Below are 22633 nucleotides of genomic sequence, written 5' to 3'. Positions count from 1 at the left end.
TCCTGCCGCAGCCCGTCTAGCCGACCCCGCCGCCAACGCGGCCCCCACGCGGGCCGCGGCGCGCGCCCGCCCCCCCCCCCCCCCCGGCCCCGCCCCCGGGGCGGCCCCCGCCCCCCCCCCCCGACTCCATGCCGACCCGGACGAACCTCGGTTCCTCCGCCGTGACGCGGGGGAAGTCGAACATGGTCTCCGGCGCCCTCGAAAGCTCGGCGCGGCAGTGGCGGAGCGCCCGCTCGCCGCGGGCCGCTCCCGTCCCCTCACGCTCGAAGGCGGCCTGGTCCAGCGGCTGCCATTCGGGAGCGGACAGCTCGTCCCCGGCCAGCAGCGCCCGCCAGTCACCCGCGAGCACGTCCAGCGCCCAGCCGTCCACCGCCAGGTGGGACAGCGCGAAGGCCACCGCGCGCGGGCGGCCGCCGACGGTCACGACGGCGCAGCGGAACGGCAACTCGACCGCGTAGTCGAAGCCCCTGGCGGCCAGCTCGGCGGACACCTTCTTGGCGGCGGCGAGTGGCCTGTCCTCCCCGGCGTCGACCACCTCGACGTCGAACCGGCCCCGGCTGACCACCCGCTGGACCGGTCCGTCGGCGATCTCCTCGCAGGTGGTCCTGAGGGTCTCGTACCGCTCTACGAGGCCGCGCAGGGCGCCGATGACGGCCTCAAGGGTGTGCCTGCCGTAGACGGGCAGCACCCAGGGCATGTTGAAGTACGGGTCGCCGTCCTCAAGCCACCGGGTGATCCTCCAGATGGCCAGCTGGCCCCAGGTGAGCGGCGACTCGCCGCCCCGCGCCCCGGAGAACTCGACGGTCACCGCCGATGACCGTCCGGATCGGGCCGTCATCGGGCCCTGGCTATCTCTTCGGCGACGCCCTCGACGGTCGGGGAGTCGATGAACACCTCGAAGGAGAGCTCGACACCCATCCCGTCCCGGACGCGGGCGATGATCTGGGTGATCGTCAGCGAGTGACCGCCGAGGTCGAACAGGTCGTCGTCCGGCTGGACCGTGTCCACGCCGAGCACCTCGCACCAGATCGCCGTGACCTGCCCGAGGAGCTCGGCGTCCTCTCCCCCGGAACCTTCGCCGCCCGCGCCTTCGCCGCCGGAGACCGGAGCGGTGACGGCGCCGTGATCGGCCTGACCGGCGGGGACGACCCGGGGAGGCAGGGGCAGCTCGTCGAGTGGGGCGCCGGGGCGGGCCGCGATGCCGGCGAGCAGGATCCGCAGCTGCTCGGCGATGCCCTCGCAGGCGGCTCGGTCCAGGATCTCGGGGTTGAACCGCAGACGGGCCTCCGCCCCTTCCGTGCCGTCGGCCCCGTCGACGACCTGCAGGTGCAGGGTGTTGCGGACCGCGCCGTTGGCCGCCATCCAGTCCACCGAGGCGTCCAGCCCCGCGAAGGAGGGGTCGCCGGCCGGGCGTTTGCGGTAGCTGACCGAGACGGGGGTGAGCGCGGAGCGCGGGCTGATCCCGCCCAGTGCCCTGGCCAGGGGGACCTCGCGATAACGGTAGATCGCCCGCAGTTCCTCCCTGATCGACAGGGCGAACTCGGCGAACGTCCCGGCCGGGCCGGAGGCCACGGGCAGCTCGTTGACGAACGCCCCCACGTGCTCGCGCGTCTCCTCGGTCCTGGTGGACAGGTCCACCGCCACCGTGACGCGGGTGTTGCCGTACCCGTACAGGAGCGTGTGCAGTGCGGCCAGCACCACCTCGAAACGGGTCAGGCCCAGGTGGGCGGCGATGGCGGCGACCTCGCCGCCGAGGCGGAACTCCACGGTGTCGCCGGGCGCGGCGCGCATCGAGGTGCGGGTGAGGCCGGGCAGCAGCAGGTCCTGCCCGTCCTGCCATCTCGGCCGCCAGAACTCCGCCGCCTCCTCCAGCGCGGCGGCGACCCGGCCCTGCTCGGCGCGGGCGATCTCGTCGCAGGAGAGCGTCAGGGGGGCCAGGGCGGAGCCCCCGTAGGCGGCGGCGATGTCACGGAGCAGCAGGTCCTTGGAGACGCCGTCGAAGACGGCGTGGTGGGCGACGACCTGCAGCAGGTGCCGCTCGGCCCCCAGCCTGAAGAGGGTGAACCTGGCCGGCGGGCCCGCCTCCAGGTCGAAGGGGCGGGCCACCTCGTCCTCAAGCCGGCCGGGCTCGGGCGGGGTCTCCTCGAAGCGGATCGACGGGGGCACCTTGCCGGGGAGCAGGCGGACCTCGCCGTCCCGCTCCGCCAGGACCGCGGCGAGCACGGGATGTCGCTCGACGGCCGCGGCACAGGCGGCGAGCATCGCGCCGGTGTCGAGCGGGCCGTCGAGCCGCAGGGTGAGCGGCATCGCGTAGACCTGGCCGCCGGCGCCCATCCGCTCGGTGATCCACATCCCGTGCTGGGCGAGGGTCGCCCGGTCCCATCCCGCTGTGAGCGACATCGACATGTTCACGTGCCTTCCGTCTGACCTGTCGCGGCGACCTCGAACAGGCCCCGCAGCTCCCTTTTGACGACCTTTCCCGACTGGTTCCTGGGCAGGGCGTCGACGACGAGCACCCGTTCGGGGAGCTCGTGCCCGGCCAGGCGGTCCATCAGGAAGACCCGTAGATCCCCGCCGGAGGTCCCGGCGGACCGCAGCACCACCGCCGCGGCGAGCACGCTGCCGAGTACCGGGTGCGGGACGCCGAGCACCGCGGCCTCCGCGACGGCCTCGTGCTCGTGGAGCGCCGCCTCCACCTGGAGCGTGGAGACCTTGAACGCGCCCGACTTGACCACGTCGCTCTCCCGGTCGACGAGGTGGAGGTAGCCCTCGGCGTCCAGGCGGCCGATGTCCCCCATCCGCACCCAGCCGCCCCGGAACGCCTCGGCGCCCGCCTGCTCGTCCCGGTAGTAGAAGCGGGTGGCGGTGGGTGAGCGCATCCAGACCTCGCCGGTCTCTCCCGGGGGCAGCGGGTCGCCGTGCGCGTCGGTGATGCGCAGGGCCCCGCCGAACGCGGGCCGCCCCAGCGCCCCCGGCCTGGACGGATCGAAGATCATGATGGTCTGGGCGGGAGCGGCCTCGGTGGAGGTGTAGTAGTTGGCGATCGTCGCGTTGGGGAAGGCGCCGGCCAGGCGCGCGGCCACCGCGGGCGGCAGGGCCGAGGCGGCCGAGCCGAGCAGCAGGACGCTCGACATGTCGTGGCGCTCGTGCAGTCCCGCGTTGAGGAACTCGATGGCCATGGCGGGTACCACGAACACGGTGCCGACCCGGCGCGACTCGATCAGCCGGGCGAGACGGCCGGGGGTGAAACGCCCGAGGGTGAGCATTGCCGGACGGGCGTCCAGCGCGTTCATCAGCATCGTCTGACCGGCGTTGGTACCGATCGGGAAGGCGTGCAGCAGGTGGCGCGAGTGGCCGAACCTGCGGCGGTTGGGGCGGGTCTCGCAGCCGAAGGCCAGGTTGGCGTGGCTGGCGCCCACCCCCTTGGGCAGCCCCGTGGTGCCCGAGGTGTAGAGGATCTGGGCCAGGTCCCCTGGCTCGACCCGCACCCCGGGCGGCCCCGCCGTCCCACCCTCCAGGTCCGCGACGGCCGCGCTCCAGCGGTCGCCCTCCGGCGGGGTGAGGTCGCGCCCGCACAGCAGCCCCGAGGCCGAGCAGTGTTCCAGCATGTGCCGTACCTCGGCGGGCGCGAGCCGGTCGGAGAGCGGCACGGCGACGGCGCCGGCCTTCTGCGCCGCGCAGTAGGCGACGGCGAAGTCGACCCAGTCCCGGCTCCCGAAGAGCAGCCCGATCCGGTCGCCCCGCCGCACGCCGCGGTCGAGCAGCCCGTGCGCGACCTCGTCCGAGCGCCGGTCCCACTCGCCGAACGTCATCGACGCGACGCCTTCGACGATCACCGCCTCCCTCCCGGGGTCCTGCTCGGCGCGGAGCGCGAGCATCTGCGGCACGGTCCCCGGGCTCACGAGGTCCGCTCGCTCAGGTAACCGACCAGCAGCGGGAAGCTGTCGAGGTAGGCGGCGCCCCCACCGAGGTCGAGGGCGACGTCGAACTCGTCCTCGACGGCGTCGATGAGCCGGAGCAGCGCCAGCGAGGTGACGCCCAGCGCGGACAGGGAGATGTCGGAGCCGGCGATCTCGTCGGCGGTGAGCCGCCCGTCGCAGGCGACGGAGATCATTCCGGCGATCCTGGAGGCCAGCGGGTCGGTCATGCCCCCTCCCCGCGCACGCTGAGCGGGCGCATGTCCGTCCACACCTCGTCGATGTGGGCGAGGCAGTCCTCCCTGCCCCCCTCGAAACCCTCGGCCCGCCACCCGGCGGGCAGCTCCCTGTCCGCCGGCCAGATCGAGTACTGCTCCTCGTCGTTGAGCACCACCAGGAAACTCATGACCCAACCTCCTCTTTCTTGCGGGTGCGGCTCCGCAGAGCCTCGAAACCGACCAGGTCGTCAGGGAGCGCGTCGGGTACGTCGGCGTCGAAGCGGGCCAGCACCCGCACACGCATGGCGACGAGAGCGATGACGGCGATGGCCAGCCCGAAGCAGGCGTACATGAAGCCGATGCCGCGGCCCTCGCCGGTGCCGATCAGCAGGCCGACGGTGCCGGCCAGCGGCCCGTCGGGGGCGAGCAGCGGCTCGAACAGGGCACTGCCGTACGGCGCGACCAGGCCGAACCCGATCGGCAGCGTGGACCAGGCGATGAGCGTGTTGAGCGCGATGACCCGGCCGTGGAACCGCTGTGCCACCTTGACCTGGATGATCGTGGCGTAGACGCCGTTGAGCAGGGTCAGGCAGAACGACATGCCGAACGAGCCGACCGCGATCAGGGCGAGGTTCTGCCGGAATCCGGTGAGCACGCAGAACACCGCCAGGGCGAGCGTGGCGAGCAGCACCCCGTACAGGCGCCGCCTGCGGGGCCCGCCCCAGACGGTCATCAGCAGGCCGCCGAGGAAGACCCCGAGCCCTCCCGCGAACGCCACCCTGCCGACGTCGTCGAGCGTCGCGAACGACAGGACCAGCGGGGAGATCATCAGGAAGAGCGGCGACAGGAAGACGTTGAGCACCGCGAAGAACACGAGCATGCCGCGGAAGCCACGGTTGCCCCACGAGTGGCGGATGCCGTTCGCCATCTCGGCCAGGACGCTCTCCCTGCGCCGCCAGGGCATGGCGGTCGGGAAGCGGACGAACAGCAGGACCAGCGTGGCGACCACGTAGCTGGCGACGTCGATGACGAGGATGCCCTCCAGCCCGATCGTGGCCATCAACCCGGTCGCGATCAGCGGCACGACGAGCTGGGCGGTGCCCGTGGCCATCTGGACGACACCGTTGGCGTGGCCGAGGAAGCGCTTGGGGACCAGCTGCGGGATCGCCGAGCCGTAGGCGAACCGCTGGAAGGTCAGCGCGATCGACAGGCAGACGAGCAGCGGATATATGTGCCAGATCTGCAGGTTTCCGGTCCAGAGCAGCACGCCCAGCGCGAGCTGCGTGCTCCCGGCGCCGATGTCCCCGCACAGCATGACCCTGCGCCGGTCGTAACGGTCCACGATCGCTCCGGCGAGCGGCGCCACCAGCATGCCGGGTACCAGTCCCAGCACCGCGAACAGCGCGAACCTGGCCAGCGACCCGGTGGTCAGGTAGATCCAGATCGGGATGGCGAACTCGGTCAGCGCGGACCCGGTGATCGAGACCAGCTGCCCTACCGAGACCAGCAGGAACCGCCGCATGCCTGGTGGGGGCCCGCCGGTGACGGTGCCGGGCTCGCCGGGGTCGACCATCCGGAGGTCGGCCCGGCCGCCGGTCCTCGTGGCGCCGTCGGAGCCCTCCGCGGTGCCGGGCTCGGACACGACGACGAGGGCCGGGGACGGGTCGGAGCGGTGGGGCTCACCGGAGACGCCCTGAAGCCACCAGGTGGAGTCCTCGGTGCGCTCCAGCGGCGCGGTCCGTCCTCGGGCCAGGGCCAGGTGGGTGCCGGTGAGGATGTCGGCCAGTTCCCGCGCCCGGTACTTCACGAAGAAGTGCCCGGCCTCGTCCAGCACCACGCAGGCGGCGGTGCCGGACAGCCGTAGCCACTCGCGGTAGCGCTCCTGGTAGAACTCGGTCGCCGGGTCCCGCTCCCCCACCACCGCGATGACCGGTGCCGCGAAGGGCCGGGCGTCCTCCTCCTCGAACAGCCGGGTGAAGTAGCGCTCCGCCATGCGGGTGCCCTGGCGGCGGTTCTCAATGATCAGTCTGAGCTGGTCGCGCTCGAACTCCTCGACGTCCAGCCCCGCCGCGGAGAGCGCGTTGATCCTGCCCTGGTCGCTGGTCATGCGGTCCATCAGGGTGCCGAGCCAGCCCAGGCCGCGTCCCGGGCGGGCGAAGGGGAACACGCCACCGAGGTAGATCGCGTCGACCGGACGGCCCGCCGCCTCCAGGTGCCGGGCGATCTCCACGATCAGCATGACGCCGAGCCCGCAGTGCCCGTAGAGCACCAGCGGCCCGCGCACCCCGGCGAGGATCTCCTCGGCGCACTCCCGGGCGACCTCGTCGAACGGCCGCGACCGCTCGCCGAGCTCGTGTCCCGGGACCGCGACCGAGTACAGCGCCCAGTCGGCGGGCAGCGCGTCGGCCAGCGGCTGGTAGACGACGGCGCTGCCGCCGCCGAACGGCACGCAGACCACGGTGGCCGTGGCGGCGCGGGGCGGGGTGAGCCGGTGCAGCAGCTCCCGCCCGCCGTCGCCGCCGGTCTCCAGCAGCCGGGCCAGTTCCCTGACCGTGCGGTTCTTGAACAGCTCCAGCACGGTCACCGCCCGCTCGGGGACCTGCCCGCGCAACCGGGCGATCACCCGCATGGCGAGCAGCGAGTGGCCGCCCAGGTCGAAGAAGTCGTCGAGCGCGCCGACCCGCTCCACCTCCAGGATCTCGGCCCAGATCCCGGCGACCGTCTCCTCCAGCGCGGTCTCCGGCGGCACGAACCCCGCGGCCGAGACCTCGGTCGCGGGATCCGGCAGCTTCGACCTGTCGACCTTGCCGTGGGATTTCAGCGGCAGCTCGTCCAGCCACACGTAGCGAGCCGGGATCATGTAGTCGGGGAGCCGCTCGGCCAGCCAGGACCGCATCTCGGCGGCCTCCGGGCCGGCCTGCCCGACCAGGTAGGCGACCAGGCGCCCGCCTCTCAGGTCCACGACGGCGCCCGTCACCCCCGGATGCCCGGAGAGCACCGCCTCCACCTCCGCCGGCTCCACCCGGTAGCCGCGGACCTTCACCTGCAGGTCGCGCCGGCCGAGGAACTCCAGCTCCCCGCCGGGCAGCCAGCGGCCGAGGTCGCCGCTGCGGTACATCCGGGCACCTGGGGCGCCGTACGGGTCGGGCAGGAAGCGGTCGGCGGTCAGCCCGGGACGGCCCAGGTAGCCCCGGGCCAGACGGTCGCCGCCCAGGTAGAGCTCGCCGGGAACCCCGGCCGGGACCGGCCGCAGGTTGTCGTCGAGCACGTGTACCAGCGCCCCGGGCATGGGCGATCCGATGGGCAGCGCCGTCCCCGCCCCCGGAGCGGCCCCCGAGGCGGCCCGGAAGGCGAGGGCGGCGCCGTCCTCCGCGGCTCCGGAAGCGGCTCCGGAAGCGGCTCCGGGCTCGACGGGGTAGGTGGTGACGCCGACGGTGGCCTCGGTGGGGCCGTAGTGGTTGATCACCCGGCACCGGCCGGCCGCCGCGAGCTCCGCGGCCCAGGTGCGCGGTGCCGCCTCGCCGCCGAGGATCAGCAGCTTGCCGGGGAGCAGCTCGTCCGGGGTCGCGTCGGCGAGCAGCGCCGCCAGATGGGATGGGGTGATCTTGAGATGGTCGACGCCGTGCCTGCGGAAGTAGGCCGCCAGTTCCGGTGCGGCCGTGCGCGGGGGGATGAGGTGCAGCGCGCCCCCGGTCATCAGGCACAGGTAGAAGATCGTCACCCCGAAGTCGAAGGCGAGCGACTGGAGCAGTCCGAACACCCCGCCCGGCTCGATCCCCAGCCGCTCCCGCACCCCGGCGAGATAGACCATGACCTGCCGGTGCTGCACGGCCACGCCCTTGGGCCGCCCGGTGGTCCCCGAGGTGTAGATGACGTACGCCAGGTCGTCGGGGGTCACGCCGCTCTCCACCGGCCCGGCGTCCTCGGCGCCTTCCAGGTCGCCTTCCGGGTCGCCCGAGGCGGGGACCAGGACCGTGGTCAGTCCCTCGGGCAGGCGGTCGCTGAGGTCGGACGCGGTCACGGCCGCCCGCGCCCCGGCGTCGGAGAGCACGTAGGCGATCCGGTCACCGGGATGGTCGGGCTCCAGCGGGAGATAGGCGGCACCCGCCTTGAGCACGCCGAGCACCGCGACGGCCGTGTCCGCCGACTGCTCCAGGAAGACGGCGACCCGGTCGCCGCGGCCCACGCCGGCCCGCCGCAGCAGGCGCGCGAGCCGCTCCGCCCGCCCCAGGAGCTCCGCGTAGCCGAGCGAGGTGTCGCCCGCCACGACCGCGACGGCGTCCGGGGTGAGCCTGGCCTGCTCGGACACGGCCTCGTGCAGCAGCCCGGTGCCGAAGGGGGTCACGGGGGTGGACTCGCCGAGTGCCAGGACCCGGCGGCGCTCGTCCGGCGGGAGGATCTCAAGTTCGGAGATCGGCGCGCCGGGATCGGCGACGACCGACCTCATCAGGTTCTCGAAGCACGCGGCCATCCGCTCGACGGTGCCGGGGTCGAACAGCGCGGTGCTGTAGGTGAGGTGGCCGGTGAGCCCGTGGGCGGTCTCGAACAGGTAGAGGGCCAGGTCGAACCGGCTGGCCGTGGCCTTCACCGGGTAGGGGGTCATGGTCAGGCCCGGGGTCTGCAGCGGGCTGGAGCGGTAGTTCTGCAGGGCGAACATCACCTGGAACACCGGTGACCTGCTGACGTCCCTCTCCACGCCCAGCTCGCTGACGAGCCGGTCGAAGGGGAGTTCCTGGTGGGCGTAGGCGTCCAGCGCCGTCTCCCTGACCCTGGCCAGCAGTTCGGCGAACGTGGGGTCGCCGGACAGGTCCGCGCGCATCGGCAGCGAGTTGACGAACACGCCGACCACCCGCTCCAGCTCGGGCAGGTCCCGCCCGGAGACGGGCGAGCCGACCGCGAAGTCGTACTGCCGCGAGTAGCGCGAGAGCAGCACCTCGAAGGCGGCGAGCAGGATCATGTACGGGGTGGCGCCGTGGGCGCGGCCCAGCGCGGCGACCGCCGCACTGAGCTCGGCGTCCAGGGACACACCGCAGGCGGCGCCCTCCCAGCTCTGCTCGGCGGGACGCGGGCGGTCGGCGGGGAGCTCCAGCGGGGGCAGCCCGTCCAGCCGCCGCCGCCAGTAGCGGATCTCCTCGGCGTGGTCGCGCTCCCGCTGCCAGTGCGCGTAGTCGCCGTAGCTCACCGGCACCGGCGGCAGCTCCGGGTCGCGGTCCTCACGGTACGCGGCGTGCAGGGTGAGGAGCTCCTCCATGACGATGTCGCACGACCAGCCGTCGGTCATCGCGTGGTGCATGGTGAGCAGCAGTACGTGCTCGAACGGTCCGAGCCGGACCAGGAGCGCCCGCAGCGGCGGGCCCTCGGCGAGGTCGAAGGGCCTGGCCAGCTCCTCGTCGATCTCCGCGAGGTCGCCGCCGGTCCGCAGCACGGCCGCGGGCGCGTCGTCGACGACGACCGCGGGACCGCCCTCGGGGGTGGTGACCAGCCGGGTGCGCAGGCTCTCGTGCCTGAGGGCCACCTCGGTCAGTGCTCGGGCGAGTGCCCCGGCGTCGATCTCCCCCTCCAGCGTGGCCGCGAAGGCCACGGTGTAGGCGGAGGTGCCGGGGGCGTACTGCTCCAGGAACCAGAGCCGTTCCTGCGCCGGGGAGAGCGGGGGCACCACCCCGGAAGGGCGCGGCGGAATCGCCGCCGCGACGACGCGGCCGCCCAGTCGCTGGGCGAGCAGTGCTTTCTTGGCCGGTGAGAGGCCGGTTCGCGTCAAGACACCTCCGTACTGGCGAAGAGGAACCCGTGAGCGTTCCCCCGCGGCGGGGAACGGGATCGCCCGAGTGTGCGATCCCATGTCGGCCGGCCGGATCGGCGCGGACCAGAGGACCTGCGCGGCGCGGAGTGACCCCGGCGCCGAAAGATGTGAGCGTTCGGGCGAGATGGCGGCGTCCGACCGGGCGCCTCATGTCACCGCGCGGCTGCACGGTGTCGTGGGAACGCTCCCACGGAGGAGGCTAGAGATCTCCCGCCGAATTCGTCAAGGTTACAGCGTTGTTTTCGAGCCCCATAAATCGAAACAAACCACCTTTTAGACCCTTTTTGCAGCTGAATGCACCTATTCCTCATTTCTTGAATATCTGTCATCCGCACAGTCATTGACTCTCATTCGTGCGCCTCCTACGCTCCGGATGGGAGCGCTCCCATGCCGCCTCCGCCCCAGTGGCCGAGCGTGTTCCCCAAGATCGTTCGATGCCAGGAGCGCACACGTGGTCGTCACCGCCCCAATCCCCCCGTGCCTGCGGCAGCCGCCGTCCCCGCCGCCGAGAGAGGACCTGGAACTCCTCCTGCTCATCCGGCACTTCGAGCTGACCCTGCTCAGGCTCTTCGAGGCGGGTGAGCTGAGCGGGACCACCCACACCTGCCTGGGCCAGGAGTACATCCCGGTCGCGCTCTCTCCGCTGCTCCACGACGACGACTTCGTCCTCAGCAACCACCGCGGCCACGGGCACTTCCTGGCCAGGTACGCCGAGCCGCACGGGCTGCTCGCCGAGATCATGGGTCGCGAGGGCGCGCTCTGCGCCGGGGTCGGCGGCAGCCAGCACGTCTACCACCGCCGCTTCCTGTCCACCGGTGTCCAGGGCGAGAGCCTGCCCGTCGCGGTCGGCGTGGCCCTGAAGCTCGCCGAGACGGGCGCGCTCGCCTGCGCCTACGTCGGCGACGGCACCTGGGGCGAGGGGGCGGTCTACGAGGCGCTCAACATGGCGCGGCTCTGGCGGGTCCCGCTGCTGGTCGTCGTCGAGAACAACGGCATCGCCCAGTCCACCCCGACGTCGGCGCAGATGGCCGGGAGCGTCGCGGCCCGCGCCGCCGCGTTCGACATCGGCCACCACCGGGTGACCTCCACCGAGGTCGGCGAGATCCGCGCCGAGCTGGCACCTCTGCTCGGCGCGGTCCGCGGCGAGTCGCGCCCGCTGGTGGTCGAGTTCGTCACCCACCGGATCGGCCCGCACAGCAAGGGCGACGACACCCGCACCCCCGAGGAGATCGCCCTGGCCGCCGGCCACGACTGGTACGCCCGCTACGCGCGGGACTTCCCCGAGCACTTCGCCGCCCTGGACCTGGCGGCCCGCGAGCGGGTCGAGCGGATCGCCGCCGAGGTCGCCGCCCGCCCCCCGTCGGTCTGGGAGCGCCCGTGACCCGCGTCTCCGAACACCTCAACCGGGCACTGCACGACCTGATGGAGGCCGACCCGCGGGTGCACCTGCTCGGTGAGGACGTCGGCGATCCGTACGGCGGGGCCTTCAAGGTCACCAAGGGCCTGTCCGCCCGGTTCGGCCACCGCGTCCGGTCCACCCCGCTGAGCGAGGGGGCGATCGCCGGGATCGGCGCGGGCCTGGCACTGGCCGGGGACCGCGCGATCGTCGAGATCATGTTCGCCGACTTCGCCGCGCTCGCCTTCGACCAACTGGTGAACTTCGCCGCCAAGTCCACCTCCATGTACGGCAGGAGGGTCCCCGTCCCGCTGGTCGTCCGCTGCCCGTCGGGCGGCAACCGCGGCTACGGCCCCACCCACAGCCAGAGCCCGCAGAAGCACTTCATCGGTGTGCCCGGCCTCTCGCTGTTCGAGATGACCCCCTTCCACGACGCGGGCGAGCTGTTCGCCCTGATGTTCGCCCTGGAACAGCCCTGCCTGTTCTTCGAGGACAAGGTCCTCTACACCCGGCGCAGGTACCAGGGCGGTGTCGTGGACGACCTGTTCCGCTACGAACTGACCGGCGGCGTCGCCCGGGTCTTCGTGGACGGCGTGACCGAGCCCGACTGCACACTGATCGTCCACGGCGGCATGACACACCGGGCGCTCGACGCCATGCGCGCCCTGCTGATGGAGGAGGACGTGGCCTGCGAGCTGCTGGTCCCCGCGCGGCTCTATCCGCTGCCCACGCTCCCCGGGCTCGACCGTGCCCGGCACGTGTGCGTCGTCGAGGACGGCTCGGAGGGCGGCACCTGGGGCGCCGAGGTGGCGCGGGTGCTCCACCCCCGGCTCTGGTCCACCCTGCGCCGCCCCATCAGCCTCATCAGCGCGGCCGACAGCGTCATCCCGGCCGCCCCCCACCTGGAGCGCGAGATCCTCGTCCAGTCCGGCCGGATCCGGCACGCCGTCACGGAGGCCCTGTCTTGACCGAGGTCCGGGTACCCAAGCTCAACAACAACGACGCCTCGTACCTGCTGGTGGAGTGGGAGGCGAAGGACGGCCAGGCCGTACGGGCCGGGGAGCCGCTCGCGGTGCTGGAGACCTCCAAGGCGGCCGAGGAGCTGACCGCCGAACGGGACGGGACGCTGCGGCACCTGCTTCAGGTGGGCGCCGAGTGCTCTCCCGGCCAGGTGATCGCCCGCCTGCTGTCCGCCGGCGAGAACCCCGCGGCCGATCCCGCCCCCTCCCCCGCCGAGACGGGCGCTGGGCAGGAGGAGCTCGTCATCACCGCCCCCGCCCGGCGGGCCATGGCGGAGTACGGCATCTCCATGGACCAGGTCCGGGCCCTCGGCAGGAAGGTGGTCAGGCGGGCCGACCTGGTCCCGCCGCACACCCCGCACGGCAGAACGGGCGGCGCGGTGAGCGTCACCCTTCCGCCGATCGAACCGATGAGAGGCACCGTTCCGCTCATCCCGCCTGACCTGGACGACTCCCACCTGATCGAGCCGTCCAGGGCACAGCGGCGCACCGCCGAGGTGGTCGAGCGGTCGCACCGGGAGATCCCCGCCTCCTTCACGGTCATGCGGGTGGACGTGACGGACGCGCTGCCGTTCGCCCGAGCGGAGACGAAGCGGCTACGTGCCCTCATCGGCCTGCCCGAGCTGCTCGTCCAGGCGACCGGGCGGCTACTCGACCGCTTCCCCCTCTTCTTCGCCACCCCCGTCGACGGCCGCCGCGCCCGCCGCGCCACGACGGCGGAGGTGGGGGTGACCGTCGACGTCGGAGGCGGCATGTACGTACCGGTGGTGCGCGACGCGGGCCGCCGCCCGCTCGACGAGATCGCCCGCGACCTGGCGGGCTTCCGCAAGACCGCGCTGGGCGGAACCTTCAGGGAGCGTGACCTGGTGGGCGGCAACATCATGCTCACCCTGCACACCGACACCTCGGTGATCACCGCGATCCCGATCGTCTTCCCCGGCCAGATCTGCGCGCTCTCCCTCGGCGCCCCGCGCCCCGAGGTGGTGGAGACCCGCGAAGGCGCCTTCGTCACCAGGAAGGTGATCTCCCTCGGCCTCGCCTACGACCACCGTTTCGTCAACGGCCGCGACGCGGCGGAGTTCCTCGGCGCGCTCAGGTCCGCCCTGGAGAAACCGGGAAACGGCGACGTCTGACGCTCCGGCCGTCCCTGCCTTCAGGCGCGATTCCCCAGCGCGAGGTGAAGGTGGGAACATGTCGAGGTCATGAAGTACCCAACGGAAGGCCATGACCGGTGAGGCGGCTACTCACGGTCCTGTTGCTCGCGTGCGTCGCGCTGCTCTGCGCGGTCACCCCGGCTCAGGCCCACAACGTGTTGATCGACAGTGACCCCAAGGACGGTGCCGAGCTGGCCACCGGCCCCGAGACGATCACGCTCACCTTCGACCAGCCTGTCCGGCAGGGCTTCGCGCAGATCAGCGTGACCGGTCCCGGCGGCACGCGGTGGGAGGACGGCAAGACGGCGGTGGACAGGGCGAAGGCCAGCGTCCGGGTGAAGGCCCTCGGCCCCGCCGGGGAGTACGTGGTGGGCTACCGGATCCTCTCCGCCGACGGCCACCCGGTCTCCAGCAAGATCACCTTCACCCTGACCGCCCCCGGCCCGGCCTCCTCGGCGCAGGCCACCGAGCAGGCGACCGCGGAGCCGGTCCCCGCGGGCACCCAGATCGGGGCCCCCGCGGACCAGGGCCCCGATCTGGGCGCCCAGGCCGCCGAGGCCGCGCAGAACGGCGGGGCCGGGATGGCGGTGCTGTGGATCGCCGCCTCCATCGTCCTGCTCGGCGGGGCCACCGTCGTGGCGATGCGCCGCACGAAGGAGGGTGGCGCGAGATGACCGTGACCGTCGAGCGGGTCCCCGAGGCCGGCACCGCCAGGAGGCTGGTGGCCGGCGGGTTCGTGTCCGGGGGCGTGCTGGCCGTGCTGGCCGCGACCGCGTTCACCGCGCAGGAGGCGGTGCCGGGGATCGTCATCCCCGGGCCACTGGTGGAGTACGGCCTGCCGGTGCTGCGGGTGCTGCTGGACCTGGCGACGGTGGCGGTGGTCGGGCTGAGCCTGCTGCCGAAGATGCTCGGGTTCGACGACCCCGAGCGGACCGAACCGGTGATGCGCCGGGCGCGGCCGATGGCGGTGACCTTCGCCTGGGCGTGGGCGCTGCTGGCACTGCTCATCATCGTCTTCCAGACGGCCGAGCTGAACCCCGGCCTGATCCCCACCCCGTCGATGATCGCCGCGTACGTCGACGGCGTCGGTGCCGGGCAGGGCATGCTCTTCAGCGCCGCCTGCGCGCTCTCCTACGCCGGGATCGGGCTGCTGGCCGTGCGGTACGGCGAGAAGGTCCCCGCCGAGCTGCGGATCGTGATCGCCTTCTTCGGGCTGCTGCCGATCCCGGTCACCGGCCACGCCGTCGACTCGGTCTGGCACGACCCCATCATGATCTCGATGGAACTGCACGTGATGGGCGCGGCGGCCTGGACCGGCGGCCTGCTCACCATCATCCTGCTGGTCGCCGCGGACCGGGAACTGCTGGCGCGGGTGCTGCCGAAGTTCTCCAGGCTGGCCACCCTGGCACTGGTCCTGGTCAGCGTCTCCGGGCTGGTGACCGGGCTCGCCACGATGGCCCTCACCCCCGGGGTGGAGCTGCCAGGGGCGCTGCTGCGCGGTGAGTACGGCCCGCTGGTGGTGGTCAAGGTCGCCAGTGTGGCCCTGCTGATCCCGTTCGCCGCCCACATCCGCTTCCGCCTGCTGCCGCACATCGCGGAGCGGCGGGCGACGGCGGTCGTCGCATGGGCGGCGGCCGAGATCACCGTGATGGGACTCGCCTACGGGGTGGCGGTGGCGCTGACCACGGCCTCCCTGTCCTGAGCCCGGAGCGTGTAGCGGCCACCCGCCCATTCGGCCGTCAGCCACAGGACGGCCAGCCCCGCCCCCCCGATCAGCATGGTCGCGGGGGTCACCAGCGGGGGCGCCATGAACATCGCGTGCTGGAAGCGGAGCGCCTGGTCGACGACGAGGGTGACGCCGAGCGCGCCGACCAACGCCCTGACCACGGGCATCCTGATCAGGAACGCCAGATCGACGGCGAGTGCCCCGGCGATCAGGAAGACCGGCACCGCCGAGCGCGGGAAGTCGGCGACCGCGAGCAGCGGCCAGATCAGGGTGCGGTAGGCCACGTAGGCGCCGACCACCGCGGTGGCGGAGAACATCCGGCCGATCATCGCCCGGGCGAGGACGGCCACCAGCATGGCGGCGATCACGGCGTAGAGCGGGTAGAGCTGGTCGGGCACGGGCAGCGTGAAGTGCAGCGCCACCGCCCTGTCGTCCACCGGCAGGCCGATCTGGTCGGCGGCGAACCTGATCAGGATCGGCTCCGCGTCCGGCTCGCCCCTGTCCCAGGCGGCCAGGCCGTAGACCCCGTACTCCTGGTGCTGTTCCGGGAACCAGACGTTCTCGAAGAGGAGGACGAAGAGCCCGCCGAGGACCAGCGTGCGCGTCCGGCCGGGAGCCGCCCGGATGAACCAGCCCCAGGTCACGCCGCAGAGCATGAGGAGCGTGCCGATGTAGAGCATCATGTGGGACGGGCTCCACGAGGTGATGTCGAGCCCGTTGACCCGGTGGTTGATCAGGTCGAGCGGTACCGCGATCAGGAAGACCCCCGTACCCCAGGCGATGAGGCGCTGCGCGAGCTTGTCGACGCCGTAACCGGTGTAGATGTGGATGATCGTGAGCGCCAGGGCGATGGCGGTGCCGACGCTGTTGAGCAGGTGCGGCGGGGCCAGGTCGTCACGGAGCCACTTGAAGTGCCAGGAGACGTCCCAGGACGCCCCGAGCACCTTGAAGGAAAAAGCCACCAGCCACCCGAAGTAGAGGAGCCTGAACAGGTCCTCCGGGGTCTCCCTGCCGGCCTTTCCTCGCGTCCAATACGGCAGAGCCCACTCGATGACCGGAGTGGCTCTTCTTCGGAGGCTTTCTACTGGCTTCACGTGTCGAAATGATGCCGCCCCTTCACCTCGGTCCGCAATCAGGGACATCCCCGAGCCATCAGGGCGACCGTCACCCTTCCGACACGGCTGATCATCCCTGCCCGGATGACCGGCCGGGATGCTCCTGAGAGTCGTCTCAGGAGCATTTCAGCTTGGATCAGTAAGCTCACGCCGTGACATCCCTCCCTCTTTCTCAGGGAGGGGATTCCCACGCTCAAGGAGAACCGGTGAAACGTGGGGCAAGGTGGGCCACCTGGATCGCGGTGGTCACCGTGCTGGCCGTCGGCGTCGTGGCCTGGCTGGTCTGGCCGTCCGCACCGGACGTACGGGCCCAGGAGCAGATGATCACAGTGCTCGACGGGCCGGGCGATGACCAGCGGGTCACCCTGGACGCGAGTTTCTTCCCGCCCGCCGGAGGCGGCCGGGCTCCGGCGGTGCTGCTCGCGCACGGCTTCGGCGGCAGCAAGCAGAGCGTCAGGGACGCCGCGGTGCGACTGGCCCAGGACGGTTACGCCGTGCTGACCTGGTCGGCGCGAGGCTTCGGCCGCTCCTCGGGGCAGATCGCGCTGAACTCCCCCGACTACGAGGTCAAGGACGTGCGCCAGCTGGTCGACTGGGTCGCGAAGCGGCCCGAGGTCCGGCTCGACGCGGCGGGCGACCCCCGGGTGGGCATCGCGGGCGGCTCGTACGGCGGGGCCATCGCGCTGATGGCCGCCGCCCACGACCCCAGGATCGACGCGATCGTCCCGCAGATCACCTGGTACGACCTGGCCGACGCGCTGTTCCCCGACGCCACCGGGCAGGGGCCCTTGAACGGGGTGTTCAAGCGCATGTGGGCCGGGCTCTTCTTCAGCAGGGGCGGCCCCGCACCGGCCGCCGGCCCGGCCGCCCTCGGCCCCGGCCAGGGGAACGGTGCGGGCGAGGAGCGGCCGCTCACCGCCGAGGAGGTGCGCTGCGGCCGGTTCCTGCCGGAGATCTGCGACATGTACCAGCAGGTGGCCCAGAGCGGCCGGGCGACGGCGAGCGCGGTGGAGACGCTGCGCAGGTCGAGCCCGATCTCGGTGCCCGGGAAGATCAGGATTCCGACGCTGCTGCTGCAGGGGCAGCGCGACTCGCTGTTCCCGCTGGGCCACGCGGACGCCAACGCCAAGGCCATCGCCGCCACCGGCGCCCCGGTGCAGGTCGCCTGGTTCGACGGCGGCCACGACGGCGGCAACGGCGAGGTCGACTGGCTGCACGAGAAAACGCTCGGCTGGTTCGACCGCCACCTGAAGGAGACCGGCGACGCGGCTCAGGCCGGCGGCGCCTTCACGGTCACCCGCGACGGCGGCCGCGATCCCGGCACCCGCCGCCCGGTCCAGCTGCACGCCACGGCCGACGGCTACCCCGGGCTGTCGGGCAGCGGCCAGACCTCCGTACCGCTCGATGGTCCCGACCAGCCGGTGGCCAACCCGCCCGGCGGCTCGCCCTCCTCGATCTCCGCGGTGCCCGGCTTCGGCGGCCTCGCCGGTGGCACTACCGTGAACCTGTCCCTCGACATGGCGGGGCAGAGCGCCACCTTCGACTCCGCACCGCTGACCGCCCCGCTCCAGGTCACCGGCAGCTCGACGGTACGGGTCCGGGTGACCTCGGAACCCGCGCCCGACGCGCGGGCCGGGAGCGACGAGGCGAAGAGCACGGCCGGCGAGGTCACCCTGTTCGCCAAGCTCTACGACGTCGCGGGCACGACCCAGGCGCCGGTCCTGCCCGAAGGGCTCGTCGCCCCGCTCAGGATCGCGATCGGTGCGGACGGCTCGGGCGAGGCCACGGTGACCCTGCCCGCCATCGACCACAGATTCGACGTCGGACACCGGCTGCGGGTCGCGTTCACCACCACCGACCTGGGCTACAGCACCCCGGCGGCCCCGGCCGTCTACCGGGTCGCCCTGGCCTCGCCGGCCGTGACCGTCCCCACCCACGCCGCCCTGCGCACCCCCTCGACCAACCCCGCCTGGTGGATCTGGGCGCTGCCGCTGCTCTCCCTCGTCGTCGCGACCGTCCTGCTGCTCGCCGGGCGCCGCCGCGCCACCGACGGCTGCGATCCCGAACTGGCCTCCGTACCGCTGCGGATCAGTGGACTGACCAAGGCGTACCGGAACGGCGAGCGCGCGGTGGACGACCTGTCGTTCACCGTGGAGCACGGCCAGGTGCTCGGCCTGCTCGGCCCCAACGGGGCGGGCAAGACCACCACCCTGCGCATGCTGATGGGCCTGATCCGGCCCGACGGCGGCGAGATCCGGATCTTCGGCCACCGGGTGGTGCCCGGCGCCCCGGTCCTGTCCAGGCTCGGTTCGTTCGTCGAGGGCCCGGGTTTCCTGCCGCATCTCAACGGCCGCGAGAACCTGGAGCTGTACTGGAAGGCGACCGGGCGGCCCGCCGAGGACGCCAGGTTCGCCGAGGCCCTGGAGATCGCCGGGCTCGGCAAGGCCCTGGACCGCGCCGTCCGCACCTACTCCCAGGGCATGCGCCAGCGCCTGGCCATCGCCCAGGCCATGCTCGGCCTGCCCGATCTGCTGGTACTGGACGAGCCCACCAACGGGCTCGACCCGCCCCAGATCCGCGAGATGCGCGAGGTCCTGATCCGCTACGCGGAGGCGGGCCGCACCGTCATCGTCTCCAGCCACCTGCTGTCGGAGGTCGAGCAGACCTGCAGCCACGCGGTGGTCATGCACCGCGGGCGCCTGGTCACGGCCGGGACCGTGAGCGAGCTGCTGGCCAGCAGCACCCCGGTCAACGGCTCGGGCACCCGCCTGGAGGACGTCTTCCTGGACCTGATCGGAAACAAGGCATGAGCGACTCCACCGCCGCCCTCACCACCCCGCCCGGCTCGACGGCCGGCGGCCTCGCGGAGAACGGCTCGGCGCGCGGGTACGCGCCGGGCCGCACGTTGCCGCTCACCGTGGAGATCGTCCGCCAGTTCAAGCGGCGCCGCACGCTGGTGATGTTCGGCCTGCTGCTCGCGCTGCCGTGGATCCTGGTGATCGCCTTCAAGGTCGGTGCCGGGTCGGGGCAGCCCGGCACCTCGCTGCGCATCTCCGACCTGGCCGTCGAGGGCGGCCTGAACTTCGCCGCGTTCGCCCTGTCGGTGTCCGCGAGCTTCCTGCTGGTCGTCGCGGTGGCGCTGTTCTGCGGCGACAGCGTGGCCAGCGAGGCCAGCTGGTCGTCGCTGCGCTACCTGCTGGCCTCCCCGATCCCGCGCGACCGGCTGCTGCGGCAGAAGCTGGTCGTCGCGATGGGCTACTCCGCGGCGGCGGTGATCTGCCTGCCGGTGATGGCGTTGCTGGCCGGCACCCTCGCCTTCGGCTGGAACGACGTCCGGGTGCCGGGGACCGGCGAGACGATCGCCGCGCTGGACGTGCTGCCCCGGTTCGGGGTGGTGATCGGCTATGCCCTGGTCAGCCAGTTCGTGGTCGCGGCCCTGGCCTTCCTGCTCTCTGTCAGCACCGACTCCCCGCTGGGCGCGGTCGGCGGCGCGGTCGGCCTGGTGATCGTCGGCAACATCCTGCAGGCGGTCGAGGCGCTCGGCTCGCTCAGGGAGTTCCTGCCGACCTTCTGGAACAACGCGTGGCTGGACGCCCTGGCGCCCCAGCCCTCGTACGAGGGCATGCTCAAGGGGGTGGCCGTCGCGGTCACCTACTCGGCGATCCTGGTCGCGTTCGCCTTCCGCCGCTTCCGGAGCAAGGACGTGGTCTCCTGAGCCCTGTCCCGCGCCTGCCACGGTGAGGATCGGTCAGGTGGTGCCTCGAAGACGGGACGGGGAGCGGCCTGACCGACCGCGGTGGGCAAAGGATCCAGGGGACAGGATTCAGCCCCAGTGCGGGGGACGCTCCTCGATCAGGCGGGCGTCGTCGTCGGCCTCGCGCCACTCGCTCCAGCCGACGTCGGTGTCGTCGGCGGTCTGGTCGGGCAGGACCGGCAGGCCGTCGTCGGCGAGGTCGACGGGTCGCAGGTCGTCGGGACGCAGGTCATCGGGTTCGAGCACTGTCACATGCCCATGCTAGCCATCCGCCACCCTTCTTCTCTCTCCGTGGAGAAGACAGGCCGGGCCTGTCCCTCCGCGGCCAGGAACGGCGGGGCTTGGCGCGACGCCGGGGACAGCCGAAAGCCCAGCGGGTACGATGCGAGGGCAGGTTTCCGCGACCACCGTGAGGCGCCATGACAACGCCAGCAGGATGGCGGCGAGACGGCAATCTCCCCAACGAGCTGACCAGCTTCGTGGGGCGTACCAGGTTGCTCACCACGCTCAGGCAGCGGTTGGGCGAGCACCGCCTGGTCACGGTGACCGGCATCGGAGGGGTCGGCAAGTCGCGCACCGCCCTGCGGATCGCGCATCTGATGCGCAGCCAGTTCAAGGACGGCGTCTGGTTCGCCGACCTGGCCCGCCTCCAGGACTCGGGGATGGTGCGCCACACGATCACCTCGGCCCTCGGGATCGCCGACCAGTCCGCCCGCTCGGCGGACGAGACGCTGATCGAGTGGCTGGGCGACCGTGAGATCCTCCTGATCATCGACACCTGCGAGCACCTGGTCGACGCGTGCGCCGCGCTCTTCGAGGACCTGCTCCGCAGCGCCGGGGGCCTGACCATCCTGGCGACCAGCCGCCAGTCGCTGAACGCCAGGGGCGAGTACACGGTCACCATCCCGCCGCTGACCGTCCCCGGTGACTCCCCGGGCGAGGACGTCTTCACCAACGAGGCGGTTCAGCTCTTCGCCGCGCGGGCCGGTGCGGTGGTGCCCAACTTCGTGCTGGACGAGGAGAACATCGGCCCGGTGGCCGAGCTCTGCCGGCGTCTCGACGGCATCCCGCTCGCCATCGAGCTGGCCGCGGTCCGGATGCGCGCGCTCTCCGTGGAGCAGATCCTCGGCCTGCTGGCCGACCGGTTCAGCCTGCTCGCGGGGGCCAGCCGCACCGCACTGCCCAGGCACCAGACGCTGCGGGCCGCGATCGGCTGGAGCCACGAGCTGTGCGAGCCGGCCGAACGACTCCTGTGGGCACGGCTGTCGGTCTTCGCGGGGGACTTCGAGCTCGATGCCGCCCGCTACGTCTGCTCAGGGGACAGCCTCCCCGCAGAGGACATCATGGACCTCATCTCCAGCCTGGTGGAGAAGTCGATCCTGCTGAGCGACGGCACGCCGTCCGGGCACCGCTACCAGCTGATCGACACCCTGCGGCAGTACGGCGAGGAGTGGCTGGACAAGCTCGGCGAGCGCGACCGGATCAGGGAGAGGCATCGCGACTACTACCTGCAGCTGGCCTCAAGGAGCGAGGACGCCTGGTCGGGCGCCCGCCAGGTCTACTGGTACGTCAGGATGCGCCACGAGCACGACAACATCCGCGTCGCGCTCGACTACTGCCTGCGCACCCCCGGCGAGGTGCAGTCCGGGCTGAAGCTCCTGTCCTCCCTGTGGTTCATGTGGGTCGCCTGCGGGCTGGCCCGCGAGGGCAGGCTCTATCTGGAGAAGACCCTGGAGCTGGCCCGCCAGCCGAGCATCGAGCGGTGCAAGGCGCTCTGGGTGCTGTCCTACATCAACAGCGCGCAGGGCAACATCAGCGGTGCCATCGAGGCCGCGGAGCAGTGCAGCTCGGACGCCGTCAGGGTCGGCGACTCGGGCGCGGTCATCCTGGCCACCAAGATGCTCGGCACCGCCGCCTTCCTCCAGAACGACCTGCAGAAGGCGAGCGCGCTGCTGGGCGTGGCGATCGAGTTCCACAAGAGCGGGCGGGAGCTCAACCCGGGTCTGCTTCCCTCGATCGTCGAGCTGTCCATGGTGCTGCTCATCCAGAACGAGCCGGCCGAGGCCGAGGTGCTGCTGCGCGACTGCATCGCGGTCTGCACCCAGCGCGGCGAGCTGTGGCTGCGCTCGTACGCCATCTACGCGCTCGCCAGCGTGTGCCAGGCGATGGGCCGCTCGCCCGAGGCCACCTCGAACGCCCGTGAGGCGCTCCGCCTCAAACGCTACTTCCACGATGTGCTCGGCATCGGCCTGGCGATCGAGGTGGTCGCCAGGCAGGCGCTGGAGGACGGCCAGCCGGTGCTCGCCTCCCTGCTGATGGGCGGCGGTCAGGCCAACTGGCGGACCTTCGGGATGCCGCAGATGGGTTCCCCGTTCTTCAACTCCGAGCACGACCGCTGCGTCAAGGAGTGCAGGCGCATCCTCGGCGACGAGGCGCACGAGGAGGCCTTCTCCCGGGGCAGGAAGCTGAACCTGGAGGAGCTGATCGTCCTCGCGCTCGGAGACCACGAGGACGGTCAGGTGCTCTCCGGGTGA

16 protein-coding genes are annotated in these 22633 nt (G+C 72.2%); 8 read left to right on the top strand and 8 right to left on the bottom strand.

The features are described from left to right. Positions 1-16: 16 nt before the first annotated feature. The 6 genes from AB0J58_RS19970 to AB0J58_RS19945 are packed head-to-tail and all read right to left on the bottom strand — an operon-like array spanning position 17 to position 9974. Complete coding sequence (locus AB0J58_RS19970) at positions 17-838, bottom strand: condensation domain-containing protein (RefSeq protein ID WP_364217581.1); 822 nt, start codon at positions 836-838, stop codon at positions 17-19. After that, positions 835-2406 carry a condensation domain-containing protein gene (locus AB0J58_RS19965; protein WP_364217583.1) on the bottom strand — a complete coding sequence of 524 codons (1572 nt, stop codon included), beginning with the start codon at positions 2404-2406 and terminating at the stop codon, positions 835-837. Before AB0J58_RS19965 ends, AB0J58_RS19970 begins: the two co-directional genes overlap by 4 nt. Before the next feature lie 2 nt (positions 2407-2408). Beyond that, positions 2409-3902, bottom strand: a complete 1494-nt coding sequence (locus tag AB0J58_RS19960) for an AMP-binding protein (RefSeq protein ID WP_364217579.1) — start codon at positions 3900-3902, stop codon at positions 2409-2411. Further along, positions 3899-4147: an acyl carrier protein gene (locus AB0J58_RS19955; protein WP_364217577.1), complete on the bottom strand. Its 249-nt coding sequence runs from the start codon at positions 4145-4147 to the stop codon at positions 3899-3901. Before AB0J58_RS19955 ends, AB0J58_RS19960 begins: the two co-directional genes overlap by 4 nt. Beyond that, a complete protein-coding gene (locus AB0J58_RS19950) occupies positions 4144-4323 on the bottom strand; it encodes an MbtH family NRPS accessory protein (RefSeq protein WP_364217575.1) in 180 nt (59 codons plus the stop codon). Before AB0J58_RS19950 ends, AB0J58_RS19955 begins: the two co-directional genes overlap by 4 nt. Further along, entirely contained in the window at positions 4320-9974 is a 5655-nt protein-coding gene (locus AB0J58_RS19945; protein ID WP_364217573.1) for an amino acid adenylation domain-containing protein, read from the bottom strand. Before AB0J58_RS19945 ends, AB0J58_RS19950 begins: the two co-directional genes overlap by 4 nt. Positions 9975-10386: 412 nt before the next feature. On the opposite strand from AB0J58_RS19945, the gene AB0J58_RS19940 reads away from it, so the two are divergent. The 5 genes from AB0J58_RS19940 (at position 10387) to AB0J58_RS19920 (ending at position 15206) form a co-directional block, all read left to right on the top strand. Beyond that, positions 10387-11316 (top strand): thiamine pyrophosphate-dependent dehydrogenase E1 component subunit alpha, encoded by a 930-nt coding sequence (locus AB0J58_RS19940; RefSeq protein WP_364217571.1) that lies wholly within the window; start codon positions 10387-10389, stop codon positions 11314-11316. Further along, positions 11313-12299 carry a transketolase C-terminal domain-containing protein gene (locus tag AB0J58_RS19935; RefSeq protein WP_364217569.1) on the top strand — a complete coding sequence of 329 codons (987 nt, stop codon included), beginning with the start codon at positions 11313-11315 and terminating at the stop codon, positions 12297-12299. The genes AB0J58_RS19940 and AB0J58_RS19935 overlap by 4 nt, the downstream gene beginning before the upstream one ends. Beyond that, the gene (locus AB0J58_RS19930; protein ID WP_364217567.1) at positions 12296-13483 is read left to right on the top strand and encodes a 2-oxo acid dehydrogenase subunit E2; all 1188 of its coding nucleotides are present in this window, start codon (positions 12296-12298) and stop codon (positions 13481-13483) included. Before AB0J58_RS19935 ends, AB0J58_RS19930 begins: the two co-directional genes overlap by 4 nt. Before the next feature lie 98 nt (positions 13484-13581). Next, positions 13582-14178, top strand: a complete 597-nt coding sequence (locus AB0J58_RS19925) for a copper resistance CopC family protein (protein ID WP_364217565.1) — start codon at positions 13582-13584, stop codon at positions 14176-14178. Continuing rightward, positions 14175-15206, top strand: coding sequence for a CopD family protein (locus tag AB0J58_RS19920; protein ID WP_364217563.1), 1032 nt, complete (start codon positions 14175-14177; stop codon positions 15204-15206). Before AB0J58_RS19925 ends, AB0J58_RS19920 begins: the two co-directional genes overlap by 4 nt. Here AB0J58_RS19920 and AB0J58_RS19915 read toward each other — a convergent pair. Continuing rightward, positions 15164-16324, bottom strand: coding sequence for a hypothetical protein (locus tag AB0J58_RS19915; protein ID WP_364217561.1), 1161 nt, complete (start codon positions 16322-16324; stop codon positions 15164-15166). The genes AB0J58_RS19920 and AB0J58_RS19915 overlap by 43 nt on opposite strands. 227 nt (positions 16325-16551) lie before the next feature. On the opposite strand from AB0J58_RS19915, the gene AB0J58_RS19910 reads away from it, so the two are divergent. Further along, complete coding sequence (locus AB0J58_RS19910) at positions 16552-19155, top strand: alpha/beta fold hydrolase (protein WP_364217559.1); 2604 nt, start codon at positions 16552-16554, stop codon at positions 19153-19155. Then, positions 19152-20060 (top strand): ABC transporter permease subunit, encoded by a 909-nt coding sequence (locus AB0J58_RS19905; protein ID WP_364155643.1) that lies wholly within the window; start codon positions 19152-19154, stop codon positions 20058-20060. The genes AB0J58_RS19910 and AB0J58_RS19905 overlap by 4 nt, the downstream gene beginning before the upstream one ends. A 108-nt stretch (positions 20061-20168) precedes the next feature. Here AB0J58_RS19905 and AB0J58_RS19900 read toward each other — a convergent pair whose 3' ends face one another. After that, a complete protein-coding gene (locus AB0J58_RS19900; RefSeq protein ID WP_030918684.1) occupies positions 20169-20351 on the bottom strand; it encodes a hypothetical protein in 183 nt (60 codons plus the stop codon). A gap of 167 nt (positions 20352-20518) precedes the next feature. Here AB0J58_RS19900 and AB0J58_RS19895 point away from each other — a divergent pair, with 167 nt between their 5' ends. After that, the gene (locus AB0J58_RS19895; protein WP_364217557.1) at positions 20519-22633 is read left to right on the top strand and encodes an ATPase; all 2115 of its coding nucleotides are present in this window, start codon (positions 20519-20521) and stop codon (positions 22631-22633) included.

Origin of the sequence: Streptosporangium sp. NPDC049644 (genome assembly GCF_040675205.1) — a bacterium.
Classification (GTDB): Bacteria; Actinomycetota; Actinomycetes; order Streptosporangiales; family Streptosporangiaceae; genus Streptosporangium; species Streptosporangium fukuiense.
The sequence above is the reverse complement of the archived record's forward strand: the minus strand, read 5'-3'. Positions and strand labels throughout refer to the sequence as shown.

What these genes read in the sequence shown, in the direction of transcription:
- AB0J58_RS19920 (WP_364217563.1), top strand. Translation starts at nt 14,175, where the DNA reads ATGACCGTGACCGTCGAGCGGGTCCCCGAGGCCGGCACCGCCAGGAGG.
- AB0J58_RS19970 (WP_364217581.1), bottom strand. Translation starts at nt 838, where the DNA reads ATGACGGCCCGATCCGGACGGTCATCGGCGGTGACCGTCGAGTTCTCC.
- AB0J58_RS19905 (WP_364155643.1), top strand. Translation starts at nt 19,152, where the DNA reads ATGAGCGACTCCACCGCCGCCCTCACCACCCCGCCCGGCTCGACGGCC.
- AB0J58_RS19945 (WP_364217573.1), bottom strand. Translation starts at nt 9,974, where the DNA reads ATGGGATCGCACACTCGGGCGATCCCGTTCCCCGCCGCGGGGGAACGC.
- AB0J58_RS19955 (WP_364217577.1), bottom strand. Translation starts at nt 4,147, where the DNA reads ATGACCGACCCGCTGGCCTCCAGGATCGCCGGAATGATCTCCGTCGCC.
- AB0J58_RS19950 (WP_364217575.1), bottom strand. Translation starts at nt 4,323, where the DNA reads ATGAGTTTCCTGGTGGTGCTCAACGACGAGGAGCAGTACTCGATCTGG.
- AB0J58_RS19965 (WP_364217583.1), bottom strand. Translation starts at nt 2,406, where the DNA reads ATGTCGATGTCGCTCACAGCGGGATGGGACCGGGCGACCCTCGCCCAG.
- AB0J58_RS19895 (WP_364217557.1), top strand. Translation starts at nt 20,519, where the DNA reads ATGACAACGCCAGCAGGATGGCGGCGAGACGGCAATCTCCCCAACGAG.